The organism is Acinetobacter sp. VT 511 (genome assembly GCF_001077515.1).
Classification (GTDB): Bacteria; Pseudomonadota; Gammaproteobacteria; order Pseudomonadales; family Moraxellaceae; genus Acinetobacter; species Acinetobacter schindleri.
The window spans coordinates 1-12419 of sequence record NZ_LFRE01000037.1; the positions used below are offsets into that span (position 1 = coordinate 1).

The 12419-nt window shown below is 42.3% G+C and carries 16 protein-coding genes and 1 rRNA gene; 5 read left to right on the forward strand and 12 right to left on the reverse strand.

What is annotated here, in order from left to right; translation table 11 throughout:
- Nucleotides 1–24: 24 nt before the first annotated feature.
- A 5S ribosomal RNA gene (gene rrf, locus ACS72_RS02405) occupies nucleotides 25–139 on the forward strand.
- 482 nt (nucleotides 140–621) lie between these two features.
- Here the strand turns inward: rrf and ACS72_RS02410 are convergent.
- The 5 genes from ACS72_RS02410 to rplM form a co-directional block, all read right to left on the reverse strand.
- Nucleotides 622–1275 carry a hypothetical protein gene (locus ACS72_RS02410; protein ID WP_004811309.1) on the reverse strand — a complete coding sequence of 218 codons (654 nt, stop codon included), beginning with the start codon at nucleotides 1273–1275 and terminating at the stop codon, nucleotides 622–624.
- Between the two features lie 19 nt (nucleotides 1276–1294).
- On the reverse strand, nucleotides 1295–1723 hold the full coding sequence (locus ACS72_RS02415; protein ID WP_004811307.1) for a ClpXP protease specificity-enhancing factor: 429 nt from the start codon (nucleotides 1721–1723) through the stop codon (nucleotides 1295–1297).
- 13 nt (nucleotides 1724–1736) lie between these two features.
- On the reverse strand, nucleotides 1737–2387 hold the full coding sequence (locus ACS72_RS02420; protein ID WP_048881118.1) for a glutathione S-transferase N-terminal domain-containing protein: 651 nt from the start codon (nucleotides 2385–2387) through the stop codon (nucleotides 1737–1739).
- A 333-nt stretch (nucleotides 2388–2720) separates the two neighbouring features.
- A complete protein-coding gene (gene rpsI / locus ACS72_RS02425; RefSeq protein WP_004811301.1) occupies nucleotides 2721–3107 on the reverse strand; it encodes a 30S ribosomal protein S9 in 387 nt (128 codons plus the stop codon).
- A gap of 12 nt (nucleotides 3108–3119) precedes the next feature.
- Entirely contained in the window at nucleotides 3120–3548 is a 429-nt protein-coding gene (rplM, locus tag ACS72_RS02430) for a 50S ribosomal protein L13 (protein ID WP_004811299.1), read from the reverse strand.
- A 302-nt stretch (nucleotides 3549–3850) separates the two neighbouring features.
- Between rplM and pdxA the strand changes: the two genes are divergently transcribed.
- The 3 genes from pdxA to ACS72_RS02445 are packed head-to-tail and all read left to right on the forward strand — an operon-like array spanning nucleotide 3851 to nucleotide 6528.
- Complete coding sequence (pdxA, locus tag ACS72_RS02435) at nucleotides 3851–4819, forward strand: 4-hydroxythreonine-4-phosphate dehydrogenase PdxA (RefSeq protein WP_048881119.1); 969 nt, start codon at nucleotides 3851–3853, stop codon at nucleotides 4817–4819.
- A 33-nt stretch (nucleotides 4820–4852) separates the two neighbouring features.
- Complete coding sequence (gene rsmA, locus ACS72_RS02440; RefSeq protein WP_048881120.1) at nucleotides 4853–5665, forward strand: 16S rRNA (adenine(1518)-N(6)/adenine(1519)-N(6))-dimethyltransferase RsmA; 813 nt, start codon at nucleotides 4853–4855, stop codon at nucleotides 5663–5665.
- A gap of 5 nt (nucleotides 5666–5670) precedes the next feature.
- Nucleotides 5671–6528, forward strand: coding sequence for a symmetrical bis(5'-nucleosyl)-tetraphosphatase (locus tag ACS72_RS02445; RefSeq protein WP_048881121.1), 858 nt, complete (start codon nucleotides 5671–5673; stop codon nucleotides 6526–6528).
- Nucleotides 6529–6575: 47 nt separating this feature from the next.
- On the opposite strand, the gene ACS72_RS02450 is transcribed toward ACS72_RS02445, so the two are convergent.
- From ACS72_RS02450 to ACS72_RS18865, 6 genes are all read right to left on the reverse strand, one after another.
- Nucleotides 6576–7025 carry a DUF2147 domain-containing protein gene (locus ACS72_RS02450; protein ID WP_048881122.1) on the reverse strand — a complete coding sequence of 150 codons (450 nt, stop codon included), beginning with the start codon at nucleotides 7023–7025 and terminating at the stop codon, nucleotides 6576–6578.
- A gap of 69 nt (nucleotides 7026–7094) precedes the next feature.
- Nucleotides 7095–7532 carry a hypothetical protein gene (locus ACS72_RS02455; RefSeq protein ID WP_048881123.1) on the reverse strand — a complete coding sequence of 146 codons (438 nt, stop codon included), beginning with the start codon at nucleotides 7530–7532 and terminating at the stop codon, nucleotides 7095–7097.
- Nucleotides 7533–8060: 528 nt separating this feature from the next.
- Nucleotides 8061–8735 (reverse strand): LrgB family protein, encoded by a 675-nt coding sequence (locus ACS72_RS02460; protein WP_004811286.1) that lies wholly within the window; start codon nucleotides 8733–8735, stop codon nucleotides 8061–8063.
- A gap of 9 nt (nucleotides 8736–8744) precedes the next feature.
- On the reverse strand, nucleotides 8745–9116 hold the full coding sequence (locus ACS72_RS02465) for a hypothetical protein (protein ID WP_048881124.1): 372 nt from the start codon (nucleotides 9114–9116) through the stop codon (nucleotides 8745–8747).
- 32 nt (nucleotides 9117–9148) lie between these two features.
- The gene (hflX, locus tag ACS72_RS02470; RefSeq protein ID WP_048881125.1) at nucleotides 9149–10489 is read right to left on the reverse strand and encodes a ribosome rescue GTPase HflX; all 1341 of its coding nucleotides are present in this window, start codon (nucleotides 10487–10489) and stop codon (nucleotides 9149–9151) included.
- A 93-nt stretch (nucleotides 10490–10582) separates the two neighbouring features.
- Nucleotides 10583–10714: a hypothetical protein gene (locus tag ACS72_RS18865; protein ID WP_265735834.1), complete on the reverse strand. Its 132-nt coding sequence runs from the start codon at nucleotides 10712–10714 to the stop codon at nucleotides 10583–10585.
- A gap of 187 nt (nucleotides 10715–10901) precedes the next feature.
- On the opposite strand from ACS72_RS18865, the gene ACS72_RS02475 reads away from it, so the two are divergent.
- The gene (locus ACS72_RS02475) at nucleotides 10902–11732 is read left to right on the forward strand and encodes a 1-acyl-sn-glycerol-3-phosphate acyltransferase (RefSeq protein WP_048881155.1); all 831 of its coding nucleotides are present in this window, start codon (nucleotides 10902–10904) and stop codon (nucleotides 11730–11732) included.
- A gap of 90 nt (nucleotides 11733–11822) precedes the next feature.
- On the opposite strand, the gene ACS72_RS02480 is transcribed toward ACS72_RS02475, so the two are convergent.
- Nucleotides 11823–12371 (reverse strand): NUDIX hydrolase, encoded by a 549-nt coding sequence (locus ACS72_RS02480; RefSeq protein WP_008304383.1) that lies wholly within the window; start codon nucleotides 12369–12371, stop codon nucleotides 11823–11825.
- Between the last annotated feature and the right edge of the window lie 48 nt (nucleotides 12372–12419).

Here is a 12419-nt window from a genome sequence, read left to right on the forward strand (position 1 = left end):
CAAACGCAAAGTCATACCAGTTGTGCTGGCGACCATAGCAAGAGTGAACCACCTGATCCCTTCCCGAACTCAGAAGTGAAACCTCTTAGCGCTGATGGTAGTGTGGGGTTTCCCATGTGAGAGTAAGTCATCGCCAGCTCATTATTCTAAACACCCCCTTCAATAGAAGGGGGTGTTTTTTTTATGGTCAAGATTTAAGAAAGCATCTAAATATTAAGTTTTATATAAAGCTACAGCAGAAAATTTGCTCATTATATAAAGTCATAGTGTTATCTTCTAGGATGAATTCCCTGTAATCGATTTTAGTAGTGTTTTTTAGCTGATGCTTAAGTGCAGTATCGCTATTAAATACTTCGCTACAGTGCCTAGGAGGGCGGGTGAAAGGTGAATAACTTTGTTTACCTACCACCATGGTGGTAATAAAACGTTTTGCGAGCTATCGGTAGATAGACTTATAGCTAGATGGACTCAAATGCCTTATATGAAGGGTATTGATATCTACGGTGTATATTTCATAAAGGATGAAAGATTTACCTATAAGTATTATTTTTAGTTATATGCTGTATGTTTACATAGAAATAAAAAACCAGCTCAAAGCTGGTTTTTTATTAGATGGATAATTTAAGCAAACACTTTCATAACCTGATCTAGAAGTACCCATAGGATCACAATCGCCACTACAGGCTCTGCAATTTTTGCCCAAGTTGGCGCATTGACTACAACCACATCTTCAACGTCATGTTCTAGGGACTGATTGTTTTGGCTGACCATCTGATTAAACTCCTTCATCGTTGCCTCCAATGATAGCTCTTCTTGTGGCATTGGTTTAGAGCCTTTCAGTTCTAACAGATTATTTGTTGTCCAAACCCAATCATCTGCTTGACCAGAAAGATGCTCGATCTGACCATATAACAGTTCCTGAATACTGTTCAGATTATGATTGCCGGTATCATGTAGCTGTTTAAGCTCTATTAGCTGAAGTTTGAAAATCTCATAAATATTGGCTTCTTGTACTTCACGAGAAAGAGTAGACTGATTAGATTTAAGTGTACTCAGATGACGGGCAATTTCCTGGATATATAGTTCATCAGGATGATTAATTTCATTATAGATCTTATTCGGATTAAGCTTCCATTCACTAACCAGCTTACCTAAAGTCAGCGCACTGATTTCGGCAATGTATGCACGACGTTCCTGCTTTGGATACTGACTTAGAAGCTCAGGCTTTTGAGTTTCTATCTGTTCAACAAAATATTGTACTAAATCAAAAGCCATTCACTTACTCCGTTCTTATTTAATCTAATAACCTGAGGCTTGGTTTTTTCTTTGGTGTTTCAGGTTCTTCTTCAATGTTTGATTTTAAAGCATCTTCTTCAGTTTGTGTATGCTCATATTCATTTGGATCAAAGAATAGTCCCTGACCATTTTCACGTGCATAGATGCCAAGTACCGCAGCCATTGGTACATAAATATCACGTGATACACCACCGAAACGTGCCGAGAATGTAATCGCGTCATTGCTCATATGTAGCGCATGTACGGCGTGTGGTACGATATTTAGAATGATCTGGCCATCTTTAATAAACTGTTCTGGAACCATGGTATTTGGACGCGTAGCATCAACCAATAGGTATGGTGTCATATTGTTATCACAGATCCATTCATAAATCGCACGAGACATATAAGGACGTGTAGGCGTAAGGTTGAATTCCTGTTCAGACATAATGAGTACTCGATTAATTTGATAACTGGGCAGCGTAGCGGTTCTTTTCCTGCAACGTCATTGATTTGATAAAAGCAGGACGGCTGAAGATTCGCTGGCAATACAGATAGAATGGGCGGCATTGCTGTTTAGGTAATTCTACACCCATACTGTGCAAACGGATAAACATCGGCGCAAGCATGCAGTCCAAGATACTGAACTGCTCTGACATGAAATAGGGAAAGTGCTGAAATAGGGGCATCAGGGATACCAGAATATCGCGAAGCTGTTTTTGCGCCTGAGCTTTCGCAGCGGGATCTAAAGAATCCGGGTGTTTGAGCATGATATCGGCCAGTTTAAGCCAGTCATGTTCAAAGCGCCATAGATATTGGCGTTGCTCAGCTCGCGGCATCGGTGCATCGGCATAGAGCTTGTTCTGGCGATAGCGATCATCAATATATTCAGAAATAATCTGGCTAATAAATAATTTCAGATCATTTTCAATCAGCATCGGTAGCTGATTATAAGGATTCAGACTGGCCAAGTCCTCATCGTCACTATCGATCAAGATTAAATGATATTTAATTTGTTTTTCGGTAAGAACGTAGCGAATCCAATGGGAACGAAAGTCATCGGCATGGCTATATAAGGTGATTCCTTGAAGTGGCGCGCTTTCGACTGACATAAATCCTGAGCAAATTTTAGTGAGTAGAATAGGATACTAAAAATCAACCTAAAAAGCACGAAGCATAAAAGACCAATTGGCTTTTGACAGGGTAGATTATAAGAAAAAATGAAAGGAGCAGAACAAGATGATCATGAATTTAGGTTTAATCATAGTGTTTGTGATTATAGGTATAGCCAACTATTATCTGACCAAGTCCTTCTGGTGTCATGAAGGGGTGTGGGGTAAAGATGTTCATGAACAATAATATATACAATTCTATTCAGTGGTAAATTTAAAGTCATAAAAAACCCTGGAATAAACCAGGGTTTTTTTTCCGATTCGGTAAACGAATTAACGTTTAGAGAATTGAGGACGTTTACGAGCTTTACGTAAACCAAGTTTCTTACGTTCAACTTCACGAGCATCACGAGTAACGAAACCAGCTTGACGAAGAGCAGGTTTAAGTGTTTCGTCAGCAGCGATCAATGCACGAGTAATACCGTGACGGATAGCGCCTGCTTGACCACCGATACCACCACCAGCAACAGTGATGTAAAGGTCATATTTGTTAGTTGCTTCAAGAAGTTCTAACGGTTGGTTAACAACCATACGAGCAGTCTCACGACCGAAGTATTGTTCTAAAGAACGGTTGTTAATTACGAGTTTACCAGTACCAGCAGATAGGAAAACACGTGCAGTTGCGGTCTTACGGCGACCTGTACCATAGTTTGTAGCCATGTGCTGTATCCCTTAGATGTCCAAAACTTGTGGCTGTTGAGCTGTGTGAGGATGCTCAGTACCAGCGTACACTTTCATTTTCTTGATCATTGCATAACCAAGAGGACCTTTTGGCAACATGCCTTTAACAGCGCGTTGGAAGATCTCTTCTGGTTTGTGTGCAACTAATTTTTCGAAGTTAGTTTCACGGATACCACCAGGGAAACCAGTATGGCGATAGTATTTCTTATCAAGTGATTTTTTACCAGTCACTTGAACTTGCTCAGCATTAATAACAACGATGTAATCGCCAGTGTCAACGTGAGGAGTATAAGAAGTTTTGTGCTTACCGCGTAAACGACGAGCGATTTCCGTCGCAAGACGGCCTAGAGTTTTGCCAGAAGCATCAACAACGTACCAGTCGTGTTGAACTTCAGCTGGCTTAGCGCTGAGAGTTTTCATTAAACCACTACCTATTATAGTTGGTTTGGACGGTGGAATCTGTCCAAACAAAAGGAGACGAGATTCTAAACGAATACGTGAAGAATCACAAATGAAAATTAAAAATTTCAAGCGCTGTATTTTATATAATCTACGAGCATAAGGGAAGAAAAATTAAGCAGAATGCATAAAAATAACTGGCGAGATTTGTAACGCAGATTTCTCTGAGAATCACCACAGTCCAAAACACTGTACAGATCGCTGCACGCAAGCCTGTTTGAAACAGGCTATACTATTGAAGGCCTTAGTGAATAGAGAAGAAGATGCTGCCTTTATATGTCACCAGTGGTGAACCTGCCGGAATTGGTCCTGATATCTGCTTGAGTCTGGCAAATCGGGTTGATGAGCGTCCGATTGTGGTACTTGCGGATCTGGAAATGTTGGGTCAGCGTGCCCAGCAGTTAAATCTGGCAATAGAGCTGATTGAATATAAGGGACAAGAGTCTTCTTCTGAAGAAGGTCAGCTCTATGTAGAGCATGTACCTTTAAAACAACAAGTGATATTGGGTGAGCTCAATAGCCATAACGCTGCTTATGTATTGGAACAATTACGTCGTTCAGCTGACTATGCCATGACCGGGAAAAGTGTTGGTGTGGCAACAGCACCAGTGCAAAAGTCAGTCATTAATGATGCCGGAATTCATTTCAGTGGGCATACTGAATATTATCAGGAATTTGCTGGTGTGCCTCGTGTGGTGATGATGCTGGCAACTAAAACCTTACGTGTCGCTTTAGCAACAACGCATCTTCCGTTACGGGCAGTCGCAGATGCAATTACGCCTGAGCGTTTGCATCAGGTGATTGATATCCTGATTCATGATTTGAAATCAAAATTTAAAATTGAGCATCCGCATATTTTAGTCTGTGGTCTGAATCCTCATGCCGGTGAGGGAGGGTATCTCGGTATGGAAGAGATTGACGTGATCAATCCAGTGCTGGAAACTTATCGTGCTCAAGGCATCAATATGAGCTTGAGCTTACCTGCTGATACCTTATTTACCCCGGAAAATTTAAAAGATGCCGATGCTGTTCTGGCGATGTATCACGATCAGGGCTTACCTGTGTTAAAATCGCAAGGCTTTGGTGAAGCCATCAATATTACTTTGGGCTTACCGTTTATCCGAACTTCTGTCGATCATGGCACAGCACTCTCCCTCGCAGGTACAGGACTTGCGAAAAGCTCAAGCTTACATGTCGCTGTCGATCTGGCGCTGGATTTAGCGCGCCACTGATGACTGTTCATTACTCACGTTGGAAATGTTTTTATGTATCAAATTAATGCCTTAAACCCAAAAGATGAAGGGCATCACACGCGTAAGCGTTTTGGTCAAAACTTCTTACATGACCAACGTGTCATTGCAAAAATTGTCCGTTCCGTGAATCCACGTGCGGGTGAAAATATTGTTGAAATTGGTCCCGGTCTTGCGGCTTTAACTTCACCTTTAATTGGTGAATGTGATGCTTTAACCGTTCTAGAGCTTGACCGTGACTTGGCTGCAGGTTTGCCGGGTCGTGTGCCGCATCCTGAACGTCTAACGATTATTGAAACAGACGCATTGAAATACGACTTCACGCAATTATTCCAACCTGACCGTCCATTACGTGTCGTGGGGAACTTGCCATATAACATTTCGACGCCACTGTTATTCCATCTTTTGGAATTCGGCGACAAAGTTAAAGACATGCATTTCATGTTGCAAAAGGAAGTGGTGGATCGTATTACCGCCTCGCCAAACACCAAAGAATATGGTCGTTTGTCGGTGATGATCCAGTATTACTGCAAACCGACATTCTTGTTTGAAGTGCCACCAGGTTCGTTTAATCCACCGCCAAAAGTGACTTCTGCGGTATTCCGTCTAGAACCCTATGACGTAAAACCGATCGTGGCGAAGAATGAAAAAGCTTTGGCACGTCTGGTATCCCACGTATTTACCCAGCGTCGTAAAACTTTGCGTAATAGCTTAAAAGGCATGCTGGTTGAAGATGGTTTTGGAAAGGCAGGTGTAGATCCAATGGCGCGTCCAGAGACCCTGACACTTGCTCAATTTGTGGCTTTATCTGATCAAATGGTAGCTTAAAAAGAATGACTCGCACTGTTCGATACAATTATGTGATTGGTGATGTGCAAGGCTGTTTTGAGGCCTTGAAGGCATTACTGAAAGAAATCCGCTTTGATCCGGATCAGGATTTTATCTGGTTTGCGGGTGACCTGGTCGCTCGGGGTGAAAACTCGCTGGGTGCGCTGCGCTTCATTAAAAAGTTGGTCGATAATGGTGTCGCTGCAACAGTGCTGGGCAACCATGATTTGACTTTATTGGCTTATGCACGCGGCATTAAGCCGATTAAAGACAAGGACAATGTCCGTGATGTGATTGATGCCATCGACAGTGATGATCTGATTGACTGGCTGCGGAAACAGCCTATGTGTCTGTTCCCGAATGAACAGACAGTGCTCACGCATGCTGGTATTCCTAAACTTTGGGATGTTGCCAAGACTGCTGAGTTAGCCAAAGAAGTAGAAGCAGTCATAGGTCATGATGATTTTGAAGTCATGGATGCGTTCCTGAGCGATATGTTTGGTAAAGAGCCAGCACTCTGGTCAGATGAGTTACAGGGTCATGAGCGTATACGTTGTATCGTGAATTACCTGACGCGGATGCGTTTAACCGATACAGAAGGACGTTTAGAATACAGTTTTAAAGACTCTCTGAATGATCCAATGCCGGAAGGCTTCAGACCCTGGTTTGAGTTTGAGTCGAAAGCTGCCAAAACCCATCAAATTATCTTTGGACACTGGGCTGGATTACAAGGGAAAACCATTACGCCACAGATTCAGAATGTAGATGGCGGGTGTGTTTGGGGAAATCAGCTGATTGCGTATCGATTGGAAGATAAAGAATTATTTAAGGTTGATAATCCGGTCATGTCATCCTCAAGCTAAGCCATAATAAAAAAGCCACATGATGTGGCTTTTTTATTTACAGGGCCTTAATCCAGTCTGATCCAGGTTTGGCTGCGACCTAATGCGGATACTCCCATATAGCCACGTAAGGTCAGACGTTTACCAGTGGCATTCAGGCGAGCTTTGGCATCATAAATTTTTCCGGTCAGCGGATCGATGATCCGACCCTTATCATAGTTATTGGCTTTACCTACTTGTTTTAAGCCGGTAAGTAAGTCCATGCCTAAGATCGGTTGATTGGTATACGGAGCCGGGCAGTTGTTACAGCTTTTTTGTGGGGTATAACCAGGGCGAGGCGTTACTTTAACGATTTTACCTACGTAAGTACCGTTATTTTCTTGACGAATTTCAATAATGGCTTTAGGGGAGCCAGTTTTATCATCAATTTGTTGCCAAGTGCCGGTTAAATCCTGTGCAAAAGCTGACACAGTCATACATGCACCCATTAGCATCATTGCGATTTTAGATTTTTTCATATTAATCATCCCCATGTGGTTTGTTACAGACAGTCACTAGTTATTTTTTGATCAGTCTGCACTAAGAATTCAGTTGTGTTTAAGTCCCATGACCGAAACTTGAGTATGGTCATATAAATTTAAGGGATTACCATTGACAGCGACCTGATTAATCAGGTCATGAATATGTATATCGGATGCTGATTGCAGCGTAGCGTTTCCAGCATGATGTAATGCAGTGAATTTCAATTTATTGAAGGCTTCTGGCTCCAGTATTTCAAATGAGTACTGAGTGGAGGGCAAATGATCAGCGCCTTGTTTTATTGGCTTATTACCAAAAAGTGGGTGGGATAACGAGGTGCCTAAATTTCTAGATAAGCCACCTCTATTATACTTCGCCGATTTAATCAGGACCATGGCCGGATCTGTCTTGTCATGCATCTGCTGCCAGCTGCTTATCCAATTCTCTCCACAAGAAATTGGGTTTAAAGCAACACCAGATGTCCTGAAAACACTCATTGTTTTCATTCAATTTCCTTGTATTTCAAAATCAAATATCCATTTGATTTGCTTCACTCTTGCTGTATATGAAGTTTTAATACACAAAGACTAAAAAATCTATATGTTTATTATTCATACAACCTTATATAAAAAAATGCAAGTTGAATATAGGCAGAGATTCATACTTAAGTCTTAAAGATTATAACAATATTCTTGTTAGGGGAAACGTGATTTTTAACCCATATTGAATGATGTATAGGAAAGTGAGAAAGAAATATTTAAAATAACTGACCAAAGAGACAGCGTGTAGCCAAGTTAAAAATAGGGGAATTTAGTAATATTAAAACGCTTGAAAAGATTATAAATATATAAAATTACTAAGTTAAAATCTGTCATTTAGGTCAATTTAATTACTGGTATGAAACTCAAATGAATTTATGAAGTGACTAATTTGTCATTAGAATTTAATAGTTCATATTTTTATCTAAATCGATATAAGAATAAAATGACTATATAAAATAGATATAGTCATCCAGAAATGACGATGTGGTCAGATTAAAGATTCTGAAGATATAGAATAAAAGTCGGTAGCCAGAGGGCCGTAAAGACTGCATTCACTGCCATACCAAATGCTGCGTATCGACCCGCAACACTACCACGCTGCCAGGCTTGCGCTGTACCAATCGCATGGGCGGCAAGGCCTAGTGCAAGACCAGAAGCACGTTCGTCATTGATATGACGCAGAATGAGGGGGGAAAACGCAGCCCCAATGACACCAGACAGAATTACAATCAGAATCACCAGGCTAATTGGTGCATCCAGTAAAGTTGCGATATTAATCGCAATTGGGGTAGTAACTGCACGAGTGGCAAAGGCCATGATGTCACCGGCTGCCATATGTAACAGATAAGCGAGTCCCATGGGTAGGGCAACTGCACTGATACTGGCGAAGATCAGAATTCCAATCACACCTTTTAATGGTAGGTCATCATAGCGCATCGCTGCCAGAGGAATTGCCAAGGCCACCGTAACATAGCCTAAAAGACGGTTAAACAGGGGATTAGTGTCTTCTGTATAATGTTCATAAGGAACACCCAGTACAAACAGAATAGCCAGCACGAAGAACATGCCAAAGACAATGACCGGAATTTTAGGAATCACACGGTTACATGGTTTTGCCGCAAGATAGGCCACTAGCGTGATCAGGAAACCATAGAGTACAGATAACATAATGATCTCCTAAAGCCAGCGCTTGGCCATTTTTGCATAGACCCATAATGGAATGAGCGTACTAACAAACAGAATCAGCAGAAAGGCTGGAATTTTATGTCCCATATGCACCAGCATCATCAATGAGCCGGCGCTGACAGGTAAAAATGCAAAGGCACTTTCTTTCATAATCTTGTTATTGGTATCTACCAGTCGGGCAGGAATTTTGCTCCAGCGACGCCAGCTAAACAGGACGATGAGCAGGCTGATCAAACCGACCAGATTGCCTAACTCAGGGTGCTCTAGCTGGGTCATGATCCATACTGCTGTTTCCCGAAAAACAATAATTAGAAGCAGCGTGCCGATCCATGCTGGCCAATCTATATGCTTAATCCAGTTCATTTTAGAGTCTATTTAATTTGATTTGTCGAGTTTTAGTCGATCTTACGCGGTATTTCAAATTCTTCAAGTGGCCGTTGAAACTGAACTGCTTGCTCACCCAAAATATCTTCTAGGGATAGATGTGCCTGGCGGATGATCTGTGCCAGTTTCTGTGGGGCAATACTGACCTGCAAATGCAGCTGACCTTGCTCATCATAATGCTCGGACTGAATCACATTCAGCTCATAAAGCTGATTACGCAGTTTGCCATGTGCAGGCTGTAACTTAAGTTCAAACTTTTGTAGTTCTCCCATCAACGCTTCATGTACCGCCTTACGTAGCAGGTCAATCCCTTCTCCCGTGTGAGCAGACACATAGACCCGTTCTGGCTGATTGGGTTTGTGATAGATAATCTTGGCGTCTTCACCGCTTTGGTCAATTTTATTATAGACACGAAGTACTGGAACATTAGCCCCAATTTCCTTGAGCACACTTTCTACTGCATCAATCTGTTCCAGAATTTCCGGACTGCTGGAATCAATCACGTGCAGCAACAGGGTGGCTTCTAAGGTTTCTTCCAAAGTCGCTTTAAAAGATTCTACCAGTGAGTGAGACAGGTTACGCACGAATCCTACCGTATCTGCCAGTACTACAGTGCCAATGCCTTCCCAGTCCAGACGGCGCAAGGTCGGATCCAGAGTGGCAAACAGCTGGTCAGCGGCATAGACATCGCTATCTGCAAGAATATTAAACAGGGTAGATTTACCGGCATTGGTATAACCAACCAGAGAAATGGTAGGTACAGCAGCTTTCTGACGGGCTACACGACCTTGCATCCGGGTTTGACGGACTTTATCCAGTCGGGCTTTCAGTTGCCCCATCCGTACACGCAGCAAACGTCGGTCAGTTTCCAGTAAAGTTTCACCAGGGCCACGTAAACCAATACCCCCTTTCTGGCTATCCAGATTGCCACGACTACGAATCAGGCGAGAAGAAAGATGCTGTAACTGGGCCAGTTCGACCTGTAATTTACCTTCATAAGTACGGGCACGCAGCGCGAAAATATCCAGAATGAGTTCTGTACGGTCCACCACCCGACATTTAACAACGCGCTCAAGGTTACGTGCCTGCGCAGGGGTCAGGGTATGATCAAAAATCACCAGATCAGCTTCAAGAGCTTCAACTTTTTCTGCAATTTCCTCAGCCTTGCCGGAGCCGATAAAATATTTAGGATCGGGTCTTAAACGCTGAGCATGCATATGCTCAAGAATTTCTGCCCCTGCTGAACTGGCCAACAGGTGAAATTCTTCTGTATCCAGATCCTCCAGCATCTGCACGGTCACACTGACCAGAATGACACGATCTTTGGCACGATGCTGTTCAAAATATTCCACTCAGTCCACACTCTACTTAAAAACTTTTTTTTAATAGAATTCATTTTAGTGGAAAAAGACAGGGACAGATAGCATTGCTCTGTGAGTTTTGGGTTAGAGTGCAGCAACAAAAAGTTGAGCCAGGCCGACTAAAACAGCCGCGTAGAATGCGGTTGTCACAAAAATGTATTTCAGTGCTTGTGTGGGTTGAAGAGTTTCAACCGTAACCTTTGGATCTTGCTGCATGCTAAAACTCCATAATTTGTTCTTTCAATGGAAATATAATAATTCATCGTATAATTGAATAAAAATTGCAAAATTTAATCCGTCTGAACGGTTTTTATAATCAATGCATGTTCAGAATGAACAGTATAGAATGGTAAAGATACGTGAAGATGATGACCTGAATCGACCTGGAAATAGTGATCCTTGTATGCACTCGACTATAAATAATGAAACATCTGAAATTCGTGGTTTAGCAAAATTCTTGCTCTATAGCAGAAAAATGTTTGCCTCTGTCGCAGCAGTGAGTGAAGGGTTCTATCTGGTTTACCGACACGGTTTATACAAGAATCCGAATAATCCACATAACACGCGATATGTGCAGTATTTCTGTCGTCAGCTATGCAAGGTATTTAATATTGAAGTGCAGGTACATGGCACCATTCCACGAGAACCCGCACTTTGGGTGAGTAATCATGTGTCCTGGCTGGATATTGCAGTACTCGGTTCTAGTGCACGGGTGTTTTTCCTGGCTAAAGCCGAGATTGAACAGTGGCCGCTGCTTGGCAAACTGGCGAAGGGCGGGGGAACTTTATTTATCAAGCGAGGGTCGGGAGATTCACTCCGGATCCGTGAGCAGATTACCGGATTTTTAAAACAGGACATTCCAGTGCTGTTTTTCCCTGAAGCCACCACTTCAGATGGACGTGCAATCAAGAAGGTCCATGGCCGGATTCTGGGTGCAGCAATTGAAGCAAAGCGCCCGGTACAGATTTGCCTGATTTGTTATGTCAATCAGCAGGGGGAACTGGATACAGTTGCGCCTTTTATTGGTCAGGTCGGTTTCGCTGAGCATGTACGTAAAGTGTTAGAGATGCCAAATGTCACGGCACATTTAATGGCATTACCCGGGATTTCTACAGAAGGTCATACGGTGGATACGCTGACGCCGTTGGTGCAGGAAAAGATGAATGAAGGTCTGAAGTATTTACAGAATAAGGTCCTGAAAACACCCTTGGAAGTTACTGCATCAGTTTCGTAGGTAAAACAAACAGAATTATTTTCCAAAAAACTAAAATGAGCGTTTATTGGCGCTCATTTTTTTATATGTAGCATTCAGTAGTTTGTTGTTTTAACCAGTGTGATCCAGACGTGAACCTAGGGTTTCGAGATGCATCGGGAAAACATTATTTTTACGGTCTTCAAAATAATGACGTAAGGTCCTTTCTACACTCGGGAATGCTAGTTCTGCCCAAGGAATATCCACTTCGTCAAACAGGCGTGATTCAATGGTTTCTTCACCAGCACCAAATTTGCCTTCCACCAGTTGAGTTTTAAACAGCACATAAATCTGACCGATACGTGGAATATTGTACATACAGTACAGCTGTTCGATTTCCACTTCAGCTTCGGCTTCTTCACGGGTTTCACGTGCTGCGCCTTGTTCCATGGTTTCAAACAGTTCCATATAGCCGGCAGGTAAAGTCCACAGGCCATAACGAGGTTCAATCGCACGTCGGCATAGCAGTACTTTGTCTTCCCAGACCACTAGGGATCCGCAAATAATCTTTGGATTAATATAATGAATAAAACCACAGGAGCTGCAGACATGACGAAGTTTTTGATCACCTAAAGGTATTTTTTCAGTTGTCTTATGTCCACAGGCCGTACAGAAGTTCATATTCATCATCAATGACAAAAAGTAGACTCAGGATAACTGAAAAATTGA